This is a genomic window from Nitrospiria bacterium, from assembly GCA_036397255.1.
GTDB lineage: Bacteria > Nitrospirota > Nitrospiria > DASWJH01 > DASWJH01 > DASWJH01.
This window is the reverse complement of the sequence record DASWJH010000050.1, coordinates 1-24,997: the sequence shown is the minus strand read 5'-3', so window position 1 is coordinate 24,997 and position 24,997 is coordinate 1. Positions and strand designations below refer to the sequence as shown.

At 43.3% G+C, this 24,997-nt stretch carries 27 protein-coding genes; 13 read left to right on the top strand and 14 right to left on the bottom strand.

Annotated elements, in window-relative coordinates; all coding sequences use genetic code 11:
- Positions 1–16: 16 nt before the first annotated feature.
- Positions 17–574 carry an archaemetzincin family Zn-dependent metalloprotease gene (locus tag VGB26_06660; GenBank protein HEX9757468.1) on the bottom strand — a complete coding sequence of 186 codons (558 nt, stop codon included), beginning with the start codon at positions 572–574 and terminating at the stop codon, positions 17–19.
- A gap of 242 nt (positions 575–816) precedes the next feature.
- Positions 817–1,326 carry a hypothetical protein gene (locus tag VGB26_06655; protein HEX9757467.1) on the bottom strand — a complete coding sequence of 170 codons (510 nt, stop codon included), beginning with the start codon at positions 1,324–1,326 and terminating at the stop codon, positions 817–819.
- A 379-nt stretch (positions 1,327–1,705) separates the two neighbouring features.
- On the opposite strand from VGB26_06655, the gene VGB26_06650 reads away from it, so the two are divergent.
- The 5 genes from VGB26_06650 (at position 1,706) to VGB26_06630 (ending at position 6,961) form a co-directional block, all read left to right on the top strand.
- A complete protein-coding gene (locus tag VGB26_06650) occupies positions 1,706–1,909 on the top strand; it encodes a cold-shock protein (protein HEX9757466.1) in 204 nt (67 codons plus the stop codon).
- A 287-nt stretch (positions 1,910–2,196) separates the two neighbouring features.
- Entirely contained in the window at positions 2,197–2,598 is a 402-nt protein-coding gene (locus VGB26_06645) for a hypothetical protein (GenBank protein HEX9757465.1), read from the top strand.
- Between the two features lie 132 nt (positions 2,599–2,730).
- Entirely contained in the window at positions 2,731–4,548 is a 1,818-nt protein-coding gene (typA, locus tag VGB26_06640) for a translational GTPase TypA (protein ID HEX9757464.1), read from the top strand.
- A gap of 358 nt (positions 4,549–4,906) precedes the next feature.
- A complete protein-coding gene (locus tag VGB26_06635; protein ID HEX9757463.1) occupies positions 4,907–6,259 on the top strand; it encodes an HD domain-containing phosphohydrolase in 1,353 nt (450 codons plus the stop codon).
- 33 nt (positions 6,260–6,292) lie between these two features.
- On the top strand, positions 6,293–6,961 hold the full coding sequence (locus VGB26_06630; GenBank protein HEX9757462.1) for a tetratricopeptide repeat protein: 669 nt from the start codon (positions 6,293–6,295) through the stop codon (positions 6,959–6,961).
- A gap of 59 nt (positions 6,962–7,020) precedes the next feature.
- Here the strand turns inward: VGB26_06630 and VGB26_06625 are convergent, their stop codons facing one another.
- The 3 genes from VGB26_06625 to VGB26_06615 form a co-directional block, all read right to left on the bottom strand.
- Positions 7,021–7,434, bottom strand: coding sequence for a mechanosensitive ion channel domain-containing protein (locus tag VGB26_06625; GenBank protein ID HEX9757461.1), 414 nt, complete (start codon positions 7,432–7,434; stop codon positions 7,021–7,023).
- A 117-nt stretch (positions 7,435–7,551) separates the two neighbouring features.
- Entirely contained in the window at positions 7,552–7,635 is an 84-nt protein-coding gene (locus VGB26_06620; GenBank protein ID HEX9757460.1) for a hypothetical protein, read from the bottom strand.
- A gap of 14 nt (positions 7,636–7,649) precedes the next feature.
- A complete protein-coding gene (locus tag VGB26_06615; protein ID HEX9757459.1) occupies positions 7,650–7,829 on the bottom strand; it encodes a hypothetical protein in 180 nt (59 codons plus the stop codon).
- Positions 7,830–8,197: 368 nt separating this feature from the next.
- On the opposite strand from VGB26_06615, the gene VGB26_06610 reads away from it, so the two are divergent.
- From VGB26_06610 to VGB26_06600, 3 genes are all read left to right on the top strand, one after another.
- Positions 8,198–8,398 carry a cold-shock protein gene (locus tag VGB26_06610; protein HEX9757458.1) on the top strand — a complete coding sequence of 67 codons (201 nt, stop codon included), beginning with the start codon at positions 8,198–8,200 and terminating at the stop codon, positions 8,396–8,398.
- A gap of 316 nt (positions 8,399–8,714) precedes the next feature.
- Positions 8,715–9,962, top strand: coding sequence for a DEAD/DEAH box helicase (locus VGB26_06605; protein ID HEX9757457.1), 1,248 nt, complete (start codon positions 8,715–8,717; stop codon positions 9,960–9,962).
- Positions 9,963–10,162: 200 nt separating this feature from the next.
- Positions 10,163–11,050, top strand: coding sequence for a lysophospholipid acyltransferase family protein (locus tag VGB26_06600; GenBank protein ID HEX9757456.1), 888 nt, complete (start codon positions 10,163–10,165; stop codon positions 11,048–11,050).
- A gap of 4 nt (positions 11,051–11,054) precedes the next feature.
- Here VGB26_06600 and VGB26_06595 read toward each other — a convergent pair whose 3' ends face one another.
- Both VGB26_06595 and VGB26_06590 read right to left on the bottom strand, forming a co-directional pair.
- The gene (locus VGB26_06595) at positions 11,055–11,390 is read right to left on the bottom strand and encodes a YajD family HNH nuclease (protein ID HEX9757455.1); all 336 of its coding nucleotides are present in this window, start codon (positions 11,388–11,390) and stop codon (positions 11,055–11,057) included.
- A gap of 28 nt (positions 11,391–11,418) precedes the next feature.
- Positions 11,419–12,075, bottom strand: a complete 657-nt coding sequence (locus VGB26_06590) for an alternative oxidase (GenBank protein HEX9757454.1) — start codon at positions 12,073–12,075, stop codon at positions 11,419–11,421.
- A gap of 191 nt (positions 12,076–12,266) precedes the next feature.
- Between VGB26_06590 and mtgA the strand changes: the two genes are divergently transcribed.
- On the top strand, positions 12,267–12,974 hold the full coding sequence (gene mtgA, locus VGB26_06585) for a monofunctional biosynthetic peptidoglycan transglycosylase (GenBank protein HEX9757453.1): 708 nt from the start codon (positions 12,267–12,269) through the stop codon (positions 12,972–12,974).
- Positions 12,975–13,285: 311 nt separating this feature from the next.
- Here mtgA and VGB26_06580 read toward each other — a convergent pair whose 3' ends face one another.
- Together VGB26_06580 and VGB26_06575 are read right to left on the bottom strand one after the other, a co-directional pair.
- Positions 13,286–13,519, bottom strand: coding sequence for a hypothetical protein (locus tag VGB26_06580; protein ID HEX9757452.1), 234 nt, complete (start codon positions 13,517–13,519; stop codon positions 13,286–13,288).
- Positions 13,520–13,729: 210 nt separating this feature from the next.
- Complete coding sequence (locus VGB26_06575) at positions 13,730–14,389, bottom strand: hypothetical protein (GenBank protein HEX9757451.1); 660 nt, start codon at positions 14,387–14,389, stop codon at positions 13,730–13,732.
- A 303-nt stretch (positions 14,390–14,692) separates the two neighbouring features.
- On the opposite strand from VGB26_06575, the gene msrA reads away from it, so the two are divergent.
- The gene (msrA, locus tag VGB26_06570; protein ID HEX9757450.1) at positions 14,693–15,265 is read left to right on the top strand and encodes a peptide-methionine (S)-S-oxide reductase MsrA; all 573 of its coding nucleotides are present in this window, start codon (positions 14,693–14,695) and stop codon (positions 15,263–15,265) included.
- 61 nt (positions 15,266–15,326) lie between these two features.
- Here msrA and VGB26_06565 read toward each other — a convergent pair whose 3' ends face one another.
- From VGB26_06565 to polA, 5 genes are all read right to left on the bottom strand, one after another.
- Positions 15,327–16,499: an MFS transporter gene (locus VGB26_06565; GenBank protein HEX9757449.1), complete on the bottom strand. Its 1,173-nt coding sequence runs from the start codon at positions 16,497–16,499 to the stop codon at positions 15,327–15,329.
- A gap of 119 nt (positions 16,500–16,618) precedes the next feature.
- Complete coding sequence (locus VGB26_06560; protein HEX9757448.1) at positions 16,619–17,347, bottom strand: L-2-amino-thiazoline-4-carboxylic acid hydrolase; 729 nt, start codon at positions 17,345–17,347, stop codon at positions 16,619–16,621.
- Between the two features lie 51 nt (positions 17,348–17,398).
- Positions 17,399–18,148: a DUF1499 domain-containing protein gene (locus VGB26_06555; GenBank protein HEX9757447.1), complete on the bottom strand. Its 750-nt coding sequence runs from the start codon at positions 18,146–18,148 to the stop codon at positions 17,399–17,401.
- Positions 18,149–18,155: 7 nt separating this feature from the next.
- Positions 18,156–19,031, bottom strand: a complete 876-nt coding sequence (locus VGB26_06550; protein HEX9757446.1) for a P-loop NTPase — start codon at positions 19,029–19,031, stop codon at positions 18,156–18,158.
- Positions 19,032–19,125: 94 nt separating this feature from the next.
- On the bottom strand, positions 19,126–21,747 hold the full coding sequence (gene polA / locus VGB26_06545) for a DNA polymerase I (GenBank protein ID HEX9757445.1): 2,622 nt from the start codon (positions 21,745–21,747) through the stop codon (positions 19,126–19,128).
- Between the two features lie 336 nt (positions 21,748–22,083).
- Here polA and VGB26_06540 point away from each other — a divergent pair, with 336 nt between their 5' ends.
- From VGB26_06540 to hemF, 3 genes are all read left to right on the top strand, one after another.
- On the top strand, positions 22,084–23,217 hold the full coding sequence (locus VGB26_06540) for a citrate synthase (GenBank protein ID HEX9757444.1): 1,134 nt from the start codon (positions 22,084–22,086) through the stop codon (positions 23,215–23,217).
- A 105-nt stretch (positions 23,218–23,322) separates the two neighbouring features.
- Positions 23,323–23,907 (top strand): hypothetical protein, encoded by a 585-nt coding sequence (locus VGB26_06535; protein HEX9757443.1) that lies wholly within the window; start codon positions 23,323–23,325, stop codon positions 23,905–23,907.
- 65 nt (positions 23,908–23,972) lie between these two features.
- Complete coding sequence (gene hemF, locus VGB26_06530; GenBank protein HEX9757442.1) at positions 23,973–24,767, top strand: oxygen-dependent coproporphyrinogen oxidase; 795 nt, start codon at positions 23,973–23,975, stop codon at positions 24,765–24,767.
- Positions 24,768–24,997: the final 230 nt, after the last annotated feature.

Below are 24,997 nucleotides of genomic sequence, written 5' to 3'. Positions count from 1 at the left end.
GCTAATCGAGCGTTCATCAAATTATTCTTCCTGTGACTTCGCTGGTCTCTTTTTGATCTAATTTCTCTTTGCATTTCATACAAAATTTCCACCCTTTTCGATCCGTATCCCGAATGGTACTCGAAAAATGCATCACGCAGAGCTCATCGGGACAATGCAGAAGCCGATAGGTATGCCCAACCTCGTGGATTGCCTCCTTTAATATCCGGTTATGGTACAATGCATCATTCGAGGTGTGATCATAAAATTCTGGATCTAAACGGGCCAATGAAATAATCGCCACCCCTTTATCAAAATCAGCCTCCCCAAACACGAAATGCAATCCCTCAGCGTAAAGGTCCACACTGGTTATCCCTAAAACCTTACTTGGATACCGAATTTGCTCATCCCATTTTACAAGGGTCTTTAAAATTTCAGTTGAAGAATATTGGTGATGCTCTGAGTCATAACCTTTATCCGGAACATGGATCGGCTTGTGCATTTTTACGGGAAGTTTGAAGGTTTTAGATAAGGAATGGGCAAGTTCTTTCAAAATATGGATGGGAACATTGCCGATACGAACAAGATGTATCATACCTTATCAATCAAAAATCTTTTTTCTTTTCACTATCCAACGGGCAGAAAAACTTTTCGGTTGTGATGAACTTCATGCTCCACGTTCTTAAATAGATCCGTTCATTTTAAAACAATTTTGGGCCTTTGAAAAGAAGTTTTGAATTCAGAAATCGAAGATGGTTTCTCTTAGGGGGGAATTCAAATTGAAAATGGGCAAAAACTTAAATCACCCAATGTGTGTTTTAGATTTCCCTCCACCCTCTATGGGAGGGATGGGGAAAAACCCGCTTTTGCAGTGAACTGGGACAACCTTTTTAACTCACTGGCAATATCCACCGGACCATCCGGTTTTTTAACCATTAGATTAGAATCGTCCAAACGAACAGGGAATCCCATTTCTTTAGTCAAGATGGAAGAAAGGCCCTCCACATTCAACTGCTTAGGGTCAACTTTTAACACATAGAGCTCTTTTTGTTCGGTTTGGATCAGTCTTTTATTTTTACTTCTGGGATGGTCTGGGGGAAGATAAATGGCCCCGGTATGAAAATCCAAGGCAAAAGCAATGACTCCTGGTATGACAAAAAAGAGAAGCCCTGCTGCATCTAATAAAACAACAACGATATCCAGCGCCCCCTGCTTTTGGCCCTGGCGTTCAGGATAAAGTATGGTACCACATGAAAAAAGCTGAAATACAAGAACAGAACATAATAAAAACATTGAAAACTTTTTAAAAACCTTCTGGACTTCCTTATTTAAAATTCTTTTTATCATGCCCCCTCGCGTAGGATTTTTCCGGTATGGAATTCCTATAATGGTCTAAACTATTTTAAAAATCCTTTAATGTCAAGGGTCCGCCTGGAGGCCAAAACAAACGATCCTTTTTCACAATTACCTACGGCTTGTAAACCCTTTGGGGTTCTCTGGAGAAAAAGGGGTTCAACAAAATTGCCCCTAAATTCTTTTTTCCTTTAATTTTACTTGATTTTCTCCTGTTTATTTGCTATTCTTCTCTTAGCTTTGTTTCAATTGTTTTGAAGGTTTGCATAAACCGTAGAGGCTTTTAATCAAAGCCCTGCGGTTTTTTTTTTTAAAGAACACCTTCTTTCCCATTGAGACAAAGAGAACAAAGTATGAAAGGAGAAAAGTAGTTATGCCGAAAGGTAATGTAAAATGGTTCAATGCCAGTAAAGGCTTTGGTTTTATTTCACAGGAGAGCGGAGAGGATCTTTTTGTTCACTTCTCAGCAATCCAAGGGGATGGCTTTAAATCCTTGGATGAAGGTCAACCCGTGGAATTTGAAATTACCCAGGGACCCAAAGGGCTTCAGGCAACAAACGTCGTTAAGCTTTCATAGCTTATGGATAAGCCTCCCGAATATATTCGGGAGGCTTTTTTTTTCTTCTTCAAAAAAGAGGAAAATTTAATAAATTAAAATTTTGCGGAACGGCTGGTTTCCAAAACCGGGTGAAAGGAAAATCACCTGGTTACTTACACCCAATACCCCAGGTTATCTCAGATTACCTAGAAGCAATTGAATCCTTAAAAGACCGGTAATCTGTGGTTCAAGACAAAGGTGACCTTAAACACAAACATGGTATAATAAGTACTAGATTTTTCAATGAATTACAAAAAGGAGAATAAATGTCCACAGAAAAAATCAGTGTTGGAGGTGAAGCGGACTCAATCTGCACCAAATGTAAGAAACCTACCGTCCATGTGATTACCGCTTTGGTAAAAGACCGGATCGCAAAGGTTCAATGCAGGGATTGCGGGGGGATTCACCGATATCGCGATCCCAATGCCCCCATTAAACCTCCCCGAAAACGTTCTGGAAAAATTTCTCCCCAAGAAGCCTGGGAAAAGATCATGAATACGGTTGGAAACGATAAAAAGGTCCCTTATGCTCTTTCGGGTCATTTCAGGGTCAATGACCTAATCGACCATTCCACCTTTGGCCTCGGAGTTGTAACCAACATGATTACCGATGAAAAAATTCAGGTCATCTTTAAAGACGGGGAAAAACTTTTGGTCGCAGGTCGCTAAGAGTGCCGTAAACTTTTTTTATTTCCGCCCTTCCCTAGGTTGACGTCGGACCCTTTATACTGATACAATGCCACTATCACCGGGACCCTTCGGGGCCCCGATTTTTTTTGTCAAAAAGCATGGGAAAATAGAATGAACCCTATTCAGAAAAAAATTAGAAATATCGCCATCATCGCCCACGTTGACCACGGTAAGACAACACTGGTAGACGGGCTACTCCGTCAAAGTGGAACCTTCCGGGCCAACCAAACCATTCAGGAACGGGTAATGGATTCCAATGTTTTGGAAAAAGAACGGGGAATTACCATCTTGGCGAAAAACACCGCAATCCGATATCAAGGGCATCGGATTAATATTGTTGACACTCCGGGCCATGCTGATTTCAGCGGAGAGGTAGAGCGGATTCTTACAATGGTCGATGGGGTCCTCCTTTTGGTGGATGCGGTGGATGGTCCAATGCCACAAACCAAATTTGTTCTCGGCAAATCCTTAGCGCTGGGACTTCAACCAATCGTGGTAATTAACAAAATCGACCGCCCGGGGGCTCAACCCGATGAGGTGGTCAACCACACCTTTGATCTCTTCATTCAGCTTGGCGCCAATGATCAACAGCTTGAATTCCCTATTATTTATGCATCTGCAAAAGAGGGTTATGCCATCAAAAACCTGGGGGATACCCCCAAAGACTTGAATCCTCTTTTTGAGAAAATTTTGTCACATGTACCTCCCCCATCTGGGAGTGAACACCTTCCCCTTCAAATGTTAGTCACCACCTTGGATTACGACAACTATGTGGGCCGGATTGCCATTGGAAAGATTGAAAATGGAATTTTGAAGGTCGGTAATCCCATCGCTCGCGTAAAACGAGATGGGAACGTTGAAAAAGGCCGGGTGACAAAATTGTTTGGATTTAATGGACTAGAACGTATTGATCTTGAATCTGCCCAGGCGGGTGAAGTGGTGGCTATCGCAGGCTTGCAAGGAATTGAAATCGGAGAAACCATTGCAGATACGGAAAATTCTATTGCCCTTCCGCCCATTGAAGTCGGGGAGCCTACTTTGACAATGGAATTTATGGTTAATAATTCCCCTCTGGCCGGAACCGAGGGGGAGTATATCACCAGCCGGCATCTTCGAGAACGCCTTTTCCAGGAACTTCGGACCAATGTGGCTCTACGCATTGAAGAGACAGAAAATGCAGATGTGTTCAGGGTATCGGGTCGAGGGGAATTGCACCTGGCCATTTTAATTGAAAATATGCGAAGGGAAGGCTTTGAACTGGCGGTATCAAAGCCCAGGGTAATCCTCAAAAAAGTGAAGGGGGAAACCCTAGAACCCTATGAGTTATTGACCGTGGATGTGGAGGAATGTTTCCAAGGAGCCGTAATTGAAAAGCTCGGGAAACGAAAAGGGGAAATTCTCAAACATCAAAACGGTACCGATGGGAGAACACGTTTTGAATACCGAATCCCGGCCCGAGGGCTCCTCGGTCTTCAATCTGAATTCTTGACCGAAACCAAGGGGACCGGGATTTTGCATCATATTTTTGACCGGTATGACTCATACAAAGGGGAAATCCCAACCCGAACCCGTGGTGTTTTAATTGCCATGGAACCAGGGGAAACCGTTTCTTATGCACTCTTTAACCTCCAACCGAGAGGAACTCTCTTTGTAGGACCAGGTATAAAATGCTACGCAGGGATGATTATTGGGGAACATTCAAGGGAAAACGATCTTGTTGTAAATCCCCTCAAAACCAAAAAACTAACGAACATGCGGGCATCAGGAAGCGATGAAAATATTCAACTCACTCCTCCACGCCTTCTCACCCTTGAACAAGCCATCGAGTTCCTTGCCGATGATGAACTTCTTGAAGTCACCCCACTCTCACTTAGGCTCAGGAAGCGGGTCTTGGATGAGATTGAACGGAAACGGGTCGCCAAAAAATAAATTTTAAAAACCCAAACCTCTTTTCCTCATCCTTCTTTAGATTTTTAGTTAAAGAGTCTCACAAAACTTCTTCTCTCCTTTTCTTCTCCCCTTTCCTAAAAACCAAAGTCCCTATCCTTTTGGGAAGGATCTTCTCCACCCTTTCAGTCATTATTTAAAGTTTTCGGCCAAAACCTTTGAAGAAAATTTCAAAAACCCATTCAGATCAGACCATAGGGGAAAAATTGCCCAAATAAAAATGCCTGTTATAATTGGTAATTGACCTATGGTGACTTTCCAACCCATTCATTTTCTTAGAAAAATAAAAAGCCTATCCTTTCCTTTTTACTCTAAAGGTAATGGGCTTCAACGGGAGAAATTGAAAACCTGTAAAACCTCGTTAATTTTTAGCTTTTACAGCCTAAAATCAAAATTAATCGCCCTATTTACCTTTTTATTTTTTATGGTCATTTTCATCGTATTTTTTGTTTCCCTTTCCCAGCAAAAACAACTCCTTTCCGAGGAAATCGAAAAAAGAGGGAAAATAACCGCAGCTTTTTTAGCCTTGAGTGCGAGGGATGCCGTTCTTGAAAAGGATCTTTTGACCTTAAATGCTTTGGTAGGAGCCACTCAAAAAGACGGGGATATATTACATATTGCAATCTTAGACCATCGTAATGTGGTCATCATGCATTCCGATGTAACTAAAATTTCATCACACCAAAAAATTTCTTTAATAAACTCCCCCATTACCCAAGTCAGATCAAAAGCGCAAAACCAAAAAAACCCAAACATCACCATTAAAATAACTGAACCCATCCAAATGGATGGGAAAAAGATTGGAGAAGTTAATCTCTTACTGAGTAAAAAAGGAATTGAAGATTTAATTCAGGACGCAAAAATTAATTTATATAAAACAATGGGTTTAGGGTTGGTCTTGGGAATGACTGGCATTTTACTATTAGCAAAAGTTTTTTTAAAACCCGTGAGGGTCCTGGCCAAAGCCACCCAAGAAATTGCGGAAGGAAATTTGGATGTTTTTGTCCCTATTAAGGCACGGGATGAAATAGGGAGGTTGGGTTCCTCCTTTAATATCATGACCTCAAAGTTAAAATTTGCCTATGAAGAAGTCGAACGTGGAAATATCGCCATAACACTTGCCTTAGCTGCTGCCGTTGAGGCCAAAGACCCTTACACTCGGGGGCATTGTGGCCGTGTTAGTGCATATTCCATTAGGTTAGGAAAATTTATGGGCCTATCACAAAATGAAAAAAAAGAACTAGAGTTGGCCTCCATTCTCCACGATATAGGAAAAATCGGCGTCAAAGATGACATTTTAACCAAACCCGGGCGGCTTACTTTAAAAGAAATGCAAATCATGCAGCTTCACCCCCAAATAGGGCGGCAAATCATGGAAAAAGTCGAACCCCTTCATAAAATTGCAGAATATACCCTATTTCACCATGAACATTTGGACGGAAAAGGCTACCCTCAAGGCCTCAAAGGGGAAAAGATTCCTTTAATTAGCCGAATTATCACCATTGCGGACTCCTTCGATGCCATGTCTACCAGCCGGCCATACCGTGAGGCTCTCCCGGAAGGACAGGCAATAGAAAGGTTAATTAAGGGAAAAGGACGTCAGTTTGACCCTGATTTAGTAGATTATTTTACAAAATTATGGGAGAGCGGAGTTATTCATGAAATTAGAAACCAATATTCGGAAAACGAATAAATTCCAATACTCCCTCTTTTTTTTTTATTGGGGATGTTAGGGTTTCTTGGATTTCTGGGCGGATGTAGCCTTTTTCCTTCAATGGAGGAGGAAGGTTTTATTAAATCAAACGATTCCTACATCAGGGGGGAAAATTATTTTACCCAAGGGTATTATCAATCTGCTTTAATGGAATTTAAAAATGTCCCATCCTCCCATCCGGAATTTCAGAAAGCAAAGGAATACCTTGAAAAAACAAACCAACGGTTATCCAGAGTTGTTTATTATGAAACCAACGCGATCCAGTATGAAAAACAAGGGGAATTATTGAAAGCCCGTCATTCCCTAGAACATGCCCTCAAAATTTACCCCAAAAACAAAGAAATTCAAAAATTACATAAAAACCTAAACAAAGAAATCCATATTTTGGCTGAACTCAGCTTTAAAAAAGGAAATTCCTTTTATCAGGAAGGAGATTTTGACAACGCGATCACCCATTTCAAAAAGGCTTACCAAATGGGTTCTTCGGGGCACGCCCTTGCGGATCGTCTAGCCATCGCTTACAATTCCCGCGCCTTAAACCTTTATCGAAAAGGAAACCTCACCGAAGCCATAGCCAATTTAAAGCAATCTTTGGATATCAACCCCAAACAAGAAAATATCCGGGTTCAACTAAATGAGATGGAACATCGTCTGGGCCTTCTAAAAAAGCTGAGCCCCTAGACCCCTTTTTTTCCTCACTTTTTTGTCCCGGCGAAAATTTATTCCTTTTTCCCCAAAACCTATTTGTACTCATACATGTGGACATCTCTTTGAGGAAATGGAATACTTATCCCTTCTGCGTCAAACCGCTTTTTCATACTCTCGTTAATGCCAAAATAGACTCCCCAATAATCCGGTGTTTTGACCCAAGGACGAACAGCAAAATTGACACTGCTATCCGCTAGCTCAAGGAGCCCTACCGTGGGGGCAGGATCTTTAAGAATCCGTTCGTCTTTCGATAAAACGTCTCCAATGACCCGTTTGATTTGGTCAATGTCACTGGTATATCCCACCCCAAAAACGAAATCCACCCGACGTGTTTCCTTGCTGGAATAATTTGTGATGGTATCCCCTGTTATTTTTGAATTGGGAACAATAATGGTCCGATTATCAGGACTCTTGAGCTGGGTCGTGAAAATATGGATGGCTTCCACTACCCCCGCAACCCCCCCCAGCCTCTACCTAATCTCCAACTTTAAACGGGCGGAAAATTAACATGAGGAACCCGGCTGCAAAATTCGCCAGATTCCCCTGTAATGCAAAGCCGATGGCTAACCGGCCGCCCCAAGGACCGCTATAAACGAAGTAGTTTGTATATTGAGCTGTCCAAGGGCTACCAAGATGACAAAGGTCATCAGACCCACGTAAATCAGGTTGGAAGAAAAGGATACCAGTGTCGGATCAATACCCTTTTCGCCATTGTTTTGCGAACCATATTGGTCAGGAATTTTGAAGCCCAACGGCCCATGATTAAAATAGCAACCGCCGCGAGGATTTTAAGGCCAAATGTTGCCACCAACTCCTGAACCTTTGAAATTACTATTTCCATTTTTTACCTCCCTTGAAGATCAGCGATTAAACACCCTTAAGATTGAACCCTTTTGATTTTATTCTGGTTAAACGGCTCGAAACCAACCCAAAAATTATTTTTCTTCAATCAAAGGATTTTCCTTAAAAAAGCCCAAATCGGTACCCAATTTTTACCCAACAGCCAAAACAATGGATCTTTTTCTTTATTTTTTGAACTTTCTGCTTGATTTAGCTAATTTTATTTGTTAAGATGCTATTTACTTTGCTTTAAGCGTTTTGGAGGTTTGATCAACCGCAGAGGCTCTTACACAAGGCCCTGCGGTTTTTTTATGAAACCTCTTAGTGAAGTAGAGCAAAGCAACAAAAATTAAAAGGAGAAAATGAGTTATGTCAACAGGTAAAGTAAAGTGGTTTAACGCCGATAAGGGCTTTGGTTTTATTTCTCAGGAAGGGGGCGATGATGTGTTCGTCCACTTTTCAGCCATTCAAGACAATGGTTTTAAATCCCTTGAGGAAGGCCAAGAAGTAGAATTTGAAGTTACTCAAGGCCCCAAAGGCTTGCAGGCCACCAATGTGGTGAAGCGTTAATTTTTTTTAGCGTATACTACTACAATGAAGAGCCCCTTCAACTCAAACGAGGGGCTTTTTTTTAAAATATAGAAAAAAAAGGTTTTTCGATTTTTCTACATGTGTTATTTTAAAAAATCTAAAAATAAAATGAACCGTGAGCTGGTTTCCTTCCTTTTGGTGTATACCCGCTCAAGAGCGGGGTCTTCCAGGCCTTAATCTGTTTTTTCCCGTCTCTCATTTTGGTTCCTTTCAATCATACTGGTACATTGATGGATTCCATCAATAGTATCTCAAAAATCCCTCAGAACGTCAGAGAGGGAAAAGGAGAAATTTCGTGACAAAATTTTCTGATTTAGGTCTTGCCCCAGAGCTTCTCCGGGCTATCCAAGAAAAAGGTTATAAAAACACCACACCCATACAAACCCAAGGCATTCCAAGAATTCTGGAAGGTCGTGACCTGGTGGGGTGTGCTCAAACAGGTACCGGAAAAACCGCTGTTTTTGTACTTCCCATCCTTCACCACTTGCGCCTAGGACAACCTAAACATCTTCGGGCTTTGATTCTCGTACCCACTCGCGAGCTTGCGGCCCAGGTTTACGAGAGCGTCCGCACTTATGGGCGCTATCTTCACCTAAAATCCGCGGCGGTTTTTGGGGGTGTGAGCCTGGTCCCCCAACAGCAGAAACTTCGCCAAGGGATTGACCTTTTGGTGGCTACCCCTGGCCGTTTGCTGGACCTTATGGAACGTGGCAACGTAAATTTTAAAAACCTTGAATTTTTCGTTTTGGACGAAGCCGACCGAATGCTGGACATGGGATTTATTGGTGACGTGAGGAAGATTGCCCGCAAATTACCTTCTAAACGAAGGACAATGCTTTTTTCCGCAACGATGCCAGAACCCATTCATCAACTGGCTAAAGAACTCCTGAATTCACCAGTTCGGGTGGAAGTTTCCCGGCAATCTTCATCAGCAGAGGGGATTCACCAGGAAATCTGCCCAGTGGTTGTTTCCAATAAGCGCAATTTTCTCCAAAATCTGATTAGAGAAGAAAAGATGTTGCAAACACTTGTATTTACCAAAACTAAAAGAGGGGTGGAAAAGCTTTCTAAATTCTTAATTCAAAGTGGATACCCCGTAGCCACAATTCATGGAAACAAGAGCCAGTGGGCAAGAACCCAGGCGTTGGAGAGTTTTCGGAGGGGGAAGGTTAATATTTTGGTGGCAACGGATGTCGCTTCCAGAGGGTTGGATGTTGTTGGGATTTCACATGTTGTTAACTTTGATGTCCCTCATTCCCCCGAGGACTATGTCCACCGAATTGGACGGACCGCACGGGCGGGCAAGGGAGGGAATGCACTGACATTAATGTCCCCGGAGGAAAAACCGCTGATTTGGGCAATCGAAAAGTTAATCGGAAAACGTATTCCGGTCAGGGGAATTCCTCAACTCCAAACCCACCTAAATTCCAATTCCACACCAAAACCGAGAAGCATCCCAGCAAAAGGAAAACCCTGGAAGCCAAGAAGTACAAACAACCGACCACTCAAAGGAGAAAACAGGTTCAGCTACAGGAACTCATAAACTCCCTTGAACACTTTTTTCAAAGGATAAACCTCTTCTTTTAAATACAAATAACTGCTTTTTTTTTAAAATTTGTATGTTTAGGAATAAGAGGTTATAATTTTCAAAATCGAATTCTTGCTCGGGAGTTATCCCCCATCTTTTGACCAACGACCCAAACCAGGTTATTCTAAAAATCTGGATACCGGGTAGCTGGAAATATGAAAAGAGAACATTCTGAACAGGGAAACGGTCCTTGGTATTTTCACCTGATTATGGGATGTTTCCAACGCCTTCCGCTTTCAATGGCCCTTCGTTTTGGGTCCTTTCTTGGATGTCTTGTCTTTTATCTTTGGCGCCCAAAAACGAAAATTGCCCTTCAAAATCTCCACCGGGCCTTGGCTGGAAAAAAATCAGATCGTGAAATTCGTACCATTGCCCGGAAGATGTATCAAAACTTCGGCAGGGGCTTGATCGAATTTTTTCGCCTCCCTCTTCTAACCCCAAAAACGATATACAACTATGTCACCTTTGAGGGTTTGGAACACCTCGAAGAAGCCCACAAAAAAGGCCGTGGGGTGTTTTTGCTCTCGGCGCACTTTGGTAACTGGGAGATGTTATCAGCGGTGCTGGCCCTACGGGGGGTCCCCTTTAATATGTTGGCCCGGAAGATAAAAAACAACCACGTGGATGTGTTTGTAAATGGGATTCGCCGTAGAGCGGGGGTAAACCCGATAGAGAAGAATGAAGGAACAAACAAGGTGATCAGCGCTTTTCGAAAAAACGAAATGGTAGGATTTGTCCTTGACCAGCATGCCAATGAGGCTTTGGGAATCCCTGTAAAATTTTTCGGTCAGAAATTTTTTGCTTTTAAAAGCCTGGCAATGCTGGCCCGCAGGTATAAGGTTCCCATTGTCCCCGTGTTTATGATCCGGGAACCCCAGGGAAAACACAGGGTGGTTATCGAACCAGCTCTCACGCTCTCACAGGGCCTGAAATTAAACGATTCCATTTTGAAGGACACCCAACATTGCATCCAGATATTGGAAAGGTATATCGGACAATATCCTGATCAATGGATCTGGTTGCACCGGGGTTGGAGAGAATGAAGGGTTATTCATCGCCACTTAAATATTTTCCTAGCCCACCCCGGCTATGCTCATCTTCATGGCAATAGACACACAAATTCTCCCAATTAGAACCATCGGACGGGTTATTTTGGTGATTTCCATCTTTATGGTGAACGGTAAGGAGATTTCGATTTTTTTCATCAAACCCTTTTCCACATTTTGCACAAATTAAACCATGTATCCGGAGGGACCGTTCGCGGTAATCACTTGTAGATGAACCCCGTTTTTTTAATTCCCTCACGATTTCATCAACCGATTGGCGGTTTTCCACTTTTTTGGGTTTTTTATTTTTTGCTGAACTGAATTTTCTTTCTCTCATCTGAATTCTCCCCCCTTAATTCACCCTATTAGGAAAACCGCGCTTCTGCAATTCTTTTCAGGCTTTCCTCTTTATGCATACGCTCATCGTACCCGATTTGGCGAAACACATCAGCCATTGTTTTAAAATCCCCAAAATCTTTTTTAAAGATACTCTCAAAAACCTCTTCTTCAAGCTCAGGATGCTCTTGCACAAAAGCCATATATTCATGTTCCGCATGGTCTTCAAATTCTGCATTAAGTTGATAGCTCATGGCAGGCTTAATGACATATAAAAACCAGCTCACCTGATAATAGAAAAAAGCCAACACCTGGGGAATAGCCCGATGGAGTGCATAGGACTCTTTAATCGGTTTGCGGTATACATATTCTTCAAGAATTAAAAGGTGCCACTGCTCGTTGTCCTGCTGCTGACGGCTTTCCTGGATGCGGTTAAAAATCCTCCGGGCAAAGTCCGCTTGACTGTAGGTATGGGTAATGGCAATGTAGGCCACATGCTCCCAGGCCTGATAGGGAACACGGGCAATAATCTCCAATACCTTAAATTTGCTCAAACTTCTTCGGCGTCCGTAAAAGAGGTCCATCACCAAAAATAAAATTCTGGATAAAAACCCATACCGCAGGTGGGGCGTGTTTAGGGTCTTGGCCTGCTCTGCTTCAAGATTTTCTGAACTGAGCCTTTCCATTTTCAAATCTCTTCTTTACCCCCTTCTCATCTATCCTCAAACCTCTCGGCTATCGACCTATCCTTCACTGCCGATCTCTATTTATTCCCCTAATTCCTCCTTTATTTCAACCCTTTTTTTTGCCTCCTCTTTGAATATTCCCCCCAGAACCCAACCTTTTTAATTTTTGAAAAAGGTGTATATTTAGGAATATGGACAACCGAATAAGGAAAAAAAGGCGTCCCTTTTTATTTATTTTTCAATTGATTATTCTATTCTCGGTGGGCAGCATGGCTGCTGTTATCATGTGGGTTGCAGATCTTCCTGGGTTTTCTACTCTGGCAGAGGGAAACCCCACCGAAACCGCCTTTATAAAATATCGTAAGGAAAACGGGATACAAGGAAAACCAATTTGGGTTCCGTTAAAACGAATTGCCCCTGAATTAAAACATGCGGTGATCGTTGGGGAAGATGCTAAATTTTACCAGCACCAGGGCATAGATTGGAGGGCCATTTGGGATGCACAAAAGAGAAATCTAAAAGAACGCCGGTTTTATCGGGGGGGAAGCACCATTTCTCAACAGCTTGCTAAAAATCTGTATCTGGAACCCTCTAAATCCATTCTGCGAAAATATAAAGAATTCGCCATCACCATCCGACTGGAACATTCCCTTTCAAAAAATCGTTTACTTGAAATTTATTTAAACGTCATCGAATGGGGTAGTGGGATCTATGGGGCCGAAGCGGCCTCCAGACACTATTTTGGAAAGTCCGCTGAACACCTGACGCTCATGGAGGCTTCATGGTTGGCGGCGATCCTTCCCTCTCCCCTGCGCTTTGAAAAAAATCGAAACTCAAATTATGCCCGAAAACGGGCAGAATGGATTTCCGGTTTTGTGGAGCGCCAGTTGGAAAAATAGCGCCATGGTTTATTTTTCCCCTTCCTCTTCCCTTTCTTTAAGCTCCCCCGTCTCCATCCTCCTGCCTCAAACTCCCTTAACCACCTTCTTTGGAGAAAAGTTCAACCCTCCCGAGATTGCGTTTCCCACGGTTTCTTCGCCACAGGTCGTTTTGGAAAATTCATCAGCAATTATTAAACCCAGGGATGAAATAAAAACGACACGGAACATGCCCACCCACAATTCCTTCAAGGCTGACACTGGATTAAAATGCTTAAATGGTTTAAGCGGTAATTGAAATACTTTTTACCCAGTTTAAACGTTTTGAACTCTTAATTTTTGGATTTCCATGCGGCCCAAAGGAGGTACACAAAAACCATCCCCCCGAGAATCTGGATAATATGGATGAGGTGCCAGCCCTCGGTTAGCTCCACCTCCAAAAGAATCAGCAACACGGTTGAAACCAGGAAAACGATCATATGTCGCAGGGGCATCGACAATAGTTCACGAAAGAAAGCACGGAACCACCCCAATTTCTCATTCCTTTTTTCTTTATCTTGATCCATGTGCCCGTATATCCCTTGGAAAGGAGTTCATAGAAAAAAATCAGATGGAAAAAAACCCATCAGGTGTCAGGGTTTCTAAATACCTTCTATGCTTAAAGTATATTGAAATAATGGATATACCACAAGAAAAATGATTGGTAGGCTATCCTAAAACTGAAAAAGATCTAGGGACGAGGTTGGGGGCGCGTTATAAAATCATTTAAAGGAGGGTTATTTAGAGGCCTTTCTTTTTTCATAATGAGGTCTGAAATCATCGGTTACCCTATACACCAACTTGGAAAGAAAGTGGCCATATTTCCCTTCGGGGTCACTCATACTGATTGATAAAGGGTTTTTCTTATTCATACTGACTTTTCCCACCGGCCATTCGCCATACCGTGAATGAGTCCATATGGTCGCTCCCGTTTGGGTATCCCAATGTTTTGAAGCCATCGTAATATGAACGTTTGCGGAAGCAGTAATAGAAGAAAAATCTTCACTGAGGCTCACCTTAGGCTTCATTTCGGAAATATCATAACTTCCCGTAAAAACAGAACTCACATGGTATTTTTGCCCGATGGCTTTAATGGCTTCCAAATCTAGATTTTCATGTCCCAGCTTTTTTAATAATTGTTCCTGTGACCCTATTTCCAAAAACCGAACCTGGTTTTGAGCCCCCTGAATATAGTTCATCATTTTTTGGGTGGCAAATTGATTGAGTTGTTCCGTAGAATTTGATGAAAATTCTACAATTCCAATCGTTTGATAGGATTGAAGGTTAATTCTTGGAGGAATTTCAACAATAATTTTTTTAGCACATCCAACCATTGGTAATACAAAAATTAAGGAAACAAAAATTCCAAAATTTAATTTACTCGAAAATTTAATCATTTCTCTCCCCTTCCATCATAAAAGGTTAAAAATACAAATAGAAAATGACACTATCGTTTAGGATACATCAATTCCTCTTAGGGTCAAGGGGGGTGGGTAAAGGGGAAACCAAGGATAAAAACAAAAAAAAGAAGGGTTATTGCTTGTGACCAAAATGTGATCCTTATGTGAGGACCCCGTGACAACAAAGGGGTATTATTTTATAATGAAAGTTCACGGAAGGGGGGGGAATTAAAAATGAAAAGGTTTAAAGATTTAAGGATTTGGTTTGGAGCGGTTTTGACGGTGCTTTCTTTTACCCAAATGGTCCATTCTGATCAAATACCCTCGGCTGAACATTCAAAAGTAGAAGCTTCTCCCTTGGAGGTCGCCACATTTGCGGGAGGATGTTTTTGGTGTATGGAAGAAGCCTTCGATGAATTAGAGGGGGTGATATCCACCACATCGGGATATACAGGAGGCCATTTAAAAAATCCCACTTACAAAGAAGTTTCAGCCGGTGGAACGGGTCATGCGGAAGTTGTCCAGGTTCGCTATGATCCAAAAATTATGAGCTACGAGAGATTATTAGAAAATTTTTGGAGAAACATCGATCCCACCACCCCCGACCGGCAATTTTGCGATGTGGGGACCCAATACCGTCCTGCTATTTTTTACCACAACCAAGAGCAGAAAAACTTAGCGGAGGAATCTAAAGAAAACCTTAAGAAAACAAGCCCTTTTAAAGACCCCATTTTCACCGAAATCGTTCCGGTTTCGGAATTCTACCCCGCCGAGGAATACCATCAGAATTTCTACCAAAAAAACCCTCTCCGGTATAAATTTTATAAACACACCTGCGGACGTAAACAGCGTCTAAAAGAGCTGTGGGAATAAAAATTTTTACCCGCCTCTCGAAGGCGGATGTAAAAATAAATTATAAATCTTCCGCCTTTACTTACTCTCTTTCCCTTGCTTGGTCTGAGAAAACAAAAACCGCCAATGCGGCCAATTGAACCAACCCGGCCACAATATACATTGTCCCGTAGTTTCCCCCCTTTGCAATGAACCCCAAAAGAGGCGCTCCGATCAAAAGGCCAAGATCAAACAAAAGGGTATATAACGTCATCAGGGTTCCACGGTTGGAGGATGGCTCAATCCCAACCACCATAACCGATAAAATAGGAAAGATATACCCATGCCCGATACCGCAAAAAATCCCGCTGGCAATGAGGCCTCCCGGGGTGGGTTGAAGAACAAAAAGAAAAATTCCCAAAGACATGGAGGCCATTGCCGGATACATGACCGGTTTTAAACCGAACCGGTCAGGCCAGCTTCCACCGATGACCCGAACCCCAACGGCAGTAAGAGTGTAAGCAATAAAGAAGGGGGTCACTGATTGAATGCCCATTGCATTGGCGTAGGGTTTTAGGAAAACCATATAGGAAGTCAGGCCAATCCCAAAAGCAAGGGTTGCCATAAAAGGAAGGCGGAGATTTGGCGATAGAGAAACCCTAAAGAAACCTTTGGGTTCCCCTCCAAATAAACGATTTGGGGGTTCCGGAATCCAAAATGTCAAACCAATTGAGATTAAAGAAAGTCCGGCACAGGTCAAAAAAAGGGTCGGGTATCCGCCCAACCGTATCAATTCCTCCCCCAGGGGGACTCCCATGGCACCCGAAAGATGCCCCGCAATTCCAAAAAAGGAAATCCCCTCCGTTCTTCGGGTTTCCGGTGAATAATCAGCCGCAAGGGTAAAAAAGGTTGCCATCAAAATCCCCATTCCCAATCCGTGAAGAAGGCGGATAGCATAAACCATCCAATCAATTGTCCCCACCCGAAGGTAAAGGAAATGGGTTAATAAAAAAATAATACCACCCGCAATTAGAAGCTTCCTTCTGCCGATTCGATCGAGACCAGTTCCCACCCAAGGACGAACCGCAATGCCAGACAAGGAAGAAGCACCCATGATGACCCCAATGATCAAAAGGTCAGCCCCTAAATCCTGCAGGAAAACAGGCAGCAACACATAGGGCCAGAAGGAAAGCCCGAAAAAAAAGTGGGCCATAAACAAAAGAAGAAATGTGGGAGTATAAAGGTGTGATCTGCCTTCTAAATTTCCTGATATCATTCGTTCATCATAACAGAATTTCAGAACCCCCGGCCCAATCTTTTTCTTTATCGGGGATTTAGTTAAAAATTTTTATTCGGAAAGAGGTCTTAAAGGGAAAGGCAACAAGAAGTATTCTTTTAAAGGTTTGAACTGATAGAAGAGGTATCCCCTTCTTTACCCTCGGGATTTTTTGAGAGGTTAAAAACAACATCATTTTCATTTTTTTGTGTGGATTCATCATAAACAAATTGAAAAATACACTGGTCATCCCCCATGGACAAAGCCGAAGGCCGATCCACACGAATGGGACGGGAAGAGGCATTGGCCACATCCATCCAATTTCGATCCCATTCACAAAAAAGGCGGGTTAATTGAGGCTCCCCATACCTTTCAAAGAAAGAATGAAACGCACAACGGGTCACGATCAAATCAATTTGATTGTCATTTTTCCGTTCTTCAAAACACATGCTAGAACCAAACAGTTTATAGTTGATTTCCGGCATGGAATATTTAGAAAGGGCGTGAAATGGATCTTTGTGCACCATCAAATAAATTCGTGTTAGAAACTGATAAGGGGTTTGAAAGGTTTTGCAAAAAGCGATTCGCACGCACTCAAATGTCTCCTCAGAAGAGGAAGACCGTTTCCTAACCCGTTGAAAGGATGCCAACACGTAGGCACACAGGGTCAGAATCAAATAAGCCTGGCGGTCAGGAATGGAAAACCTTTCCTTTTCCATTACCTCCTTCGCCTGTTCCTTAATTTCCTTGGTCAGCTTTGCGGTATCAAGGCTGGGAACCTTTCCATTTAATACCCGCGATAAATGGCGAAGGTACTGGCGGCCAAATATATAACCATAAAAGTACATAATAAAACCAATAATTGCTCTTTAGAACAACAATGAGAAACTTAATCAATTTTACAATTGGTTCAAAAACTTCCGGATACGCATGGCATTGGTTCCAACGTCACTCCTGCCCACCCGAGACACCGAACGTAAATTGACAAGGGTCCCCTCTTCGTGAGGAGAGATTCGAATGACAATATCATCCTTGAAACCAAACCAAAACGTGGTATCGGTTGCCTCTATTCTGCCTCGGTTTAAATCCGCATCGACAATTTTCCAGCCCATTGCTTGGGCTAAAACCAGGGCGCGCTGGAACGCCTCTTCTTTGGAAACAAGCAATATGGCAGGCACAATATCGGGATAGGCACTTTTTTGCAGTTTGGCTATTTCAGGCCCTCCATATGCCACGGGATTGGACGCATCCCCCCTCAAAGGAAGGATCGATTCAAACACGGGGGGATTTCTGGTATCGGTAGTAATGTCATGAATGGGGGGAACACCCTTTGCAAATTTCCACCAGCTCCATGGAACTCCAACGGTTAACAATCCTAATAATAGGCCGGAAATACCCATAAAAAATAGTTGCCGGTGGAAATGTTTGGAATTCATGGCTAAACCGATCAACGATACCAAAGCGGCCCCCAACCCCCCGTAGGCACCATATTCCAGGATGGAAAAACCGGTTCTAAATCCCCACCACTCCCATCGGCTCCCCAACCCTGCAAGGACAATTATGAATAGGAAAGAAATGGCGATCACGAAACCATAAAGGGGAAGCTGTGAGGGTCTTTCCTGTTTTTGTAGGCTTTCATTTTTTTTCATTTTTATATTAAACCCTTTTGAGAAACAGATCCGCAATCCGGTTGAAGGCTTCACTCGCAGCGGAGGCCGGTGCAAAATCAACCACAGGAAGAAAAGAGCGAACCGAGCGTCCAACATTGCTATCTTCCGGTAATTCACCCAGGTTTTCCAAATCCCCGCCCACATATTCTTTCAGCAGCATTCTCCGTTTTCCGGTATTAAACTGTTGAGACCCAGAGACCCGGTTTAATATTAAACAGGGTTTAAATTCGGCTAAAGCCTTCTTTGCCATTTCCTGTGAAATTTCATCCACCTGACCCACCGTTTCAAAAACTTCTGCCACGCTGGAAAAATCCCGGCCCACCAAAGCTTCCGAAACCGTTCCCCGTGCGATAAAAAGAGACAGAACCCGGCGAATGGCCGCCAACTTTATAAAACGGTAAAGATCCAAAACCGATGTAGGGTCCGGGGTTGCCACCGTAATGTGATGATCACCCATCAGGAAAAAATCAAGTGAATGGAAGTTGGTTCCAGGCCCCACATCCACCAGAACAATGTCTGCTGGAAGGTGTTTGAGATGCTTGATGATCCGCTTCTTCCGGGAATAGGGCATATTCGCCGTGGAAAGGGTTTCCCCGGTTCCGGCAATAATTCGAAGGTTTGAGCACCCGTTAAAGGTTTCAGAAACCTCTTCCATAGATGAAACGCGGTGATAAATAAAATCAGAAAGAGTCCTTTTAGGATGTATCATGCCAAAGAGGATATGAAGATTCGCTCCCCCTACATCTAAATCCACCAAATTTACGGTCTTTCCCCTCTGGGCAAAAAGTAAACCCAGTTTGCTGGCAACAACACTTTTTCCCACACCTCCCTTTCCCGAAGCCACTGAAACGGTAATTGTCATATTTTTTCAACCCATCCAGATGGGGGTAAAAAGTGAACCAAAAATCAAAAAACTCTTGGATGGCTATTTTACCAATCAAAAGAAACAGCTCATTTCAATGGGCTTCCGCCCAATTTTTTCCAGTTCCTAAATCCACCTTTAATGGGACCTTCATAGGGAAAACCCCTTCCATTTCCGCCTGAACCATTTTCTGGACTTGGTCTAGCTCAGATTCAGGCACTTCGAAAAGAAGCTCATCATGAATTTGAAGGATCATTCGGGTTGAAAGGGATTTTTCCATGAGCCACTGGTCAATTCGAATCATTGCCAACTTGATCAGATCCGCAGCGGAGCCTTGAATGGGAGTATTGGTGGCAATCCTCTCCCCAAATCCCCGGGTCGCATTGTTTTCCGAATGAATATCTGAGACTGACCGCTTTCGCTGAAACAAGGTGGTAACAAACCCGTTTTTTCGCGCTTCTTCAATGGTTCGATCGATAAAAGCCTTAACCCCGCTGTAATGGCTAAAATAATTGTCGATGTATTTTTTGGCTTCGGGCTGAGAAACCCCCAGTTGCACTGCTAATCCATAAGGGCTTAACCCGTAAATTATGCCGAAATTCACCGTTTTGGCCGCCCGCCTCATTTCTGAGGTAATTTCCTTGGCGGAAAGCCCAAAGATCTCCATAGCGGTTCGCAGATGGATATCTTCTCCGCTTTGAAATGCCTCCATAAACTGCTCATCTTCCGAAAGGTGAGCCAAAATTCTCAATTCAATCTGATTGTAGTCCGCAGAGAGAAGCCAGTTCCCTTCTTCTACAATAAAAGCCTCCCGGATTCTCCTTCCGATTTCCGTCCGAATCGGAATATTTTGAAGATTGGGATCGCTGCTGGAAAGGCGTCCGGTTGCCGCAACCGTTTGATTTAAAGAAGTGTGCAGTCTTTGGGTCTTTGAATTGACCAAACGGGGAAGAGCATCCACGTAGGTGGACTTTAATTTGGTCAATTGACGGTAATTTAAAATCTCCGCGGGAAGTTCATGCTGAATAGACAATTGGGTCAAAACCCCTTCATCGGTAGAAAACCCTGTTTTGGTTTTTTTAATAGGCATCAAATTCAGTTTTTGAAACAGGACTTCCTGAAGCTGTTTTGGTGAATTAATATTAAATTCTTGGCCAGCGAGTTGGTATATCCGGCCCATTAAACCCTGCAGTTGCCTTTCCAACTCCTTTGACATTTCCTCCAAAAAAGAAACATCCAACTTAAAACCATTCATTTCCATTCGGGCAAGTACAGGGATTAGGGGCATCTCCATTTCATGGAAAAGGGCTTCTTCCCCTTTTCCCTTCAGCTGCCCCTCCAAATCCCTTACCAGCCTCTGTGTCTGAACCATTTCACAAAAAATGTCTTCACCCGGAAGACTTTTCTCAGACCTCCCTTTTTCCAACTCCTCTCCCAAAAGTTCCAAGGAGAGAGTTTCCAGGGAATATTCCGATCGTCCGGGGTTAAGAAGATAAGCCGCAATCATCGTATCAAACCCTAAGGGGCAAAGGTCGATTCCAAACCGCTTCAAAATAATCACGCCCCGTTTGAGGTGATGGCCCATCTTAGTAATGGACGGGTCTTTAAAAACCGGTTGAAGTAGATGAATGAATTTCTCCCGTTCCTTGGGACTTTGGTTGAAAGAAAGATACCCCCCCTCCCCACTAGGAGGAAGGAGGCCCAAACCATCCAGCCCGGCCTCCATGGGCAGAAGCTTTTCATCCGTTTCGAGGGTTAAAATAAAGCTTTTGGTCTTTTGAAGGGTTTCCAAAAAACTTTTTAGCTGTTCGGCATCCTTTAAATTTTTAAATTCAAGCGGGATTGGTGTGGTCTTATTTTTCGGTGAAAAAGCCTTAAGGAGGGTTGTAAATTCCAACTCTTGGAAAAGAGCCGAAAGAGAATCATGATCGGGCTCGGAAACCTTAAAAATTTCCGGGTGAAAATCAACCGGACAGTCAGTTTGAATAATCGCAAGACGCCGACTTAACCGAGCCAGTTCACTATTTTTTTCTAGGGCCTCTTTTAATTTTGGTTTTTTGACCTGGTCGAGATGAGACAAAACATTTTCGATGGTTCCAAATTGTGTGATGAGTTGAACAGCCGTTTTCTCCCCCACACCCGGAACCCCGGGAATGTTATCCACGGAATCTCCCATAAGCCCCATAATTTCCACCACACCTTCGGGACCCACACCAAAACGTTCCTTCACATTTTCCTCCCCAAACCTTTTATCCTTTAAGGTGTCATAAATTTTTATGTTTGGGGTTAACAGCTGAAGCATATCCTTATCACCGGTTACGATGGTTACTTGAAACCCAAGCCCCTCCGCCCGTTGCGAAAGAGTTCCGATCAAATCATCGGCCTCATACCCCTCCTGCATCAAAACAGGAATTCGAAAGCCTTCTACCAACCGTTGAATGAAGGGGATTTGAGGGACCAAACGATCAGGCATCTCGGGACGGTTTGCCTTGTAATCCTCAAACTCCTTGTGCCGCAATGTCGGACCTTTTGCATCAAATACAACCGCCAAATATTCCGGGTGGTTGTCCCTGACGATTTTAAGGAGCATTTGGGTAAAACCATAAATCGCATTGGTGGGAAATCCCTTGGAAGTGGATAAGTTGCGAATGGCATGAAAGGCTCGGTAGATATAGGAATGTCCATCAATTAAATAAAGGGTAGGTTTTTGGGACAATGAATCCTCACTCCTCAAAAGTTAGTGGAAGGAGTGGTATCTTAGCCATCCCTTGGTAATAATGTCAAAGGGAAAAAATCCAATCGAAATCATTCAATTAGATTTTTTTTATTTCCATCTTAACCTCCCGGTATCCCTCGCCCCCCCCCATTTGGTTGACAACAATTTCAAAAAGGAGTAATGTCCAAACCCGTAAACGGGAATTCATAAACCATCCCCACAGGTGAAATCAGGCAACCCGTTGGCACCCAGAGGCCCTCAGGACAATCTGGCGCATTCATGGTACAATCACAGGAAAAACAACCAGTTTTAGAAACATCGTGTGGGGGGGAAATTATGGTTGAGTACAATCCTGGATTGGCAGGTGTGCCTGCGGCCCGATCAAAAATCAGTTACTTAGACGGCCAAAGGGGGGTTCTGGAATATCGCGGTTTCCGGGTACAGGACCTTGCCGAAAAAAGTTCCTTTCTTGAAACCGCATATCTTCTCCTTTTTGGCAACCTGCCCACCAAAACACAATATGAGCAGTTCGTTACAGACCTGATTCAACACCGCAGAATAAAATATCGAATTATCGATCTGGTCAAATGCCTTCCCGAGCATGGCCATCCGATGGATGCTTTGCAGGCAGCCGTGGCCGCCCTGGGTATGTTCTACCCCGACAAAAAAATTGAGAATGGCCAATCCCGTTACCTCTCTGCCGTTCGCTTAATTGCTAAACTGCCAACGATCATTGCCTCTTACGCCAGACTCCGCAGAGGGGATGAACAAGTCATTCCCCGGGATGATCTGGATCATACGTCTAATTTTTTCTACATGCTGACACGAAAAGATCCGGATCCGCTTTTTGCAAGAGTCTTAGACACGTGCCTCATCCTGCATGCAGAACATACCATGAATGCCTCTACCTTTAGCGGGATGGTCACCGCATCCACCTTAGCGGACCCTTACACCGTGGTCTCTTCTGCCATCGGAACCCTTAGGGGCCCTTTGCATGGAGGTGCTACGGAAGAAGTTGTTCAGATGTTTTACGAAATTGGAAGCGTGGAAAAGGTCCGGCCCTTTATCGAGAAAAGAATCATGGCCAAACAAAAAATAATGGGTCTAGGCCATCGAGAATACAAGGTAAAAGACCCAAGGGCAATCATTCTTCAGCAGTTGGCCCGGCAGGTCTTTGACCGGTACGGCTCATCTCCTCTTTATGAAATCGCGCTGGAAGTGGAAAGGGTGGGAGAGGAGCTATTAAGTCACAAAGGCGTTTACCCGAATGTGGATTTCTATTCGGGAATCATATATCTCAAAATGGGGATTGAAACTGATTTTTTCACCCCGATGTTTGCAATGGCACGGGTCGTAGGCTGGTTGGCCCATTGGCTGGAACAGATCAAGGACAACCATATCTTTCGACCCACGGAAATTTACGAAGGAGATCATGACCGATCCTATATTTCGATCGGGGAACGGGGATAATTCCTTTCCGGTTCTTTTGTGATTACAGGGCTTTTTTAAAAACGGAACAGGCTCTCAAACTTTAATTGACTGAGGGAAGTCATCCCGTATGAAAGGAGGCTAGGTGTGAAGAAAGGGGCAAAAACAAAGAAAAAGGTTAAGAGCACAAAAGGTAAAAAAACAAAAAAACCCGCCACCAAGAAAAAAATTAGCCGAAAACCAAAAAAGGCCAATAAAGCAGTTCGAAAAACAGTCAAAAAGGTGGGGGAAAAATCAAAAACTACGCGAAAAAAAGTAAAAAAAGTCACCAAAAAATTGGCAAAAAAAACGAGCCAACGACCGGAAAAAAAAATTAGAATAAAATCAGTTTCTAAACCCAGGGAAAGGCAGCCAGCAAACCCCAAACCGATGACTCCGGTTGCCGTTACCATCCCCCAACCCGAAACCATTCCTCCCGAACCCGTGGGTAAGGTTACCCATTATTACAACCATTTGGGGGTCGCCGTCATCCTGCTGGACAAAGGGGGTCTTCAAGTGGGAGATCGGATCCAAATAAAAGGTCAAACCACCGATTTTGAGCAGACCGTCGGATCTATGGAGATTGATTTTCAATCAGTCCAGTGGGCACAGACCGGACAGACCTTCGGCCTTAAGGTGGTTGATCATGCGCGGGAACATGACACAATCTACCGGCTTCCCAGCGGGACCTAAAAAAAACCGCGGAAATTAAAAGACAAAACCGATTCCGTTCAAATTTAATCGGCCAAGGCAATGAAATGGACCAGCGTAAAGAAGTCGAATCGTTTTTCCATAATTTGAGAGACCGAATCCTAACCTCTCTGGAAGAATTAGATGAAGGTAAGTTTCACCAAACCCACTGGAAACGGGAGGAAGGAGGAGGGGGGGTTATGTCCCTGATGGAAGGAAAGACCTTTGAAAAGGTGGGGGTAAATTGTTCCACGGTTTTTGGAAAACTTGATCCTGCTTTTTCTTCCCAACTTCCTGGAAATACGACAGAATTTTTTGCAACGGGAATTTCATTTGTCGCTCACCCCTATAACCCCATGGGCCCCACCTCCCATATGAACCTTCGTTATCTTGAGACAGACCAATGGTGGTTCGGGGGTGGGGCAGATTTAACGCCATTCTTTCCTTTTGAAGAAGACACCCAATCTTTTCACCGTGAGCTAAAAAGCGCATGTGATCAAAACAACCCCGAATACTACCCAAAGTTTAAAAAATGGTGTGACGAATATTTTTATCTGCCCCATCGAAAAGAGCCAAGAGGCGTGGGAGGGATTTTCTTTGATTATCTACAAAATGATGTTCAAAAGGATTTCCAGTTCGTCAAAACCGTAGGAGAAGCTTTTTTAAAGGTATACCCACAAATTATTAAACGGCGCAAGGACTTGTCCTTTACCCCCGAACAAAAAGAGCACCAATTATACCGGCGGGGCCGCTATGTTGAATTCAATTTGATTTATGACCGGGGAACCCAGTTTGGGTTAAAAACGGGGGGAAATGTCGAAGCTATTTTTATGTCCCTACCTCCCACCGTAAAGTGGAAATAAGCACATTCTCTTTAAAAAAATGGCTTTAAAACTTTCCTTTTTAGGAAGGCCCCAAAGGGAAGATCGGTTCAATTGGATTAAATATTAATTTCACTACTGTCCCAACGTTATACAAATAAATTCAATTGGTTATCGTCATCAATGGTTTCATCTTCGTAATCAATCGAAGAAAGCGCTTGTAATATTGGGGTTTTTTCGAACAGCGACACACTCAAAATTTGTAGAATTGT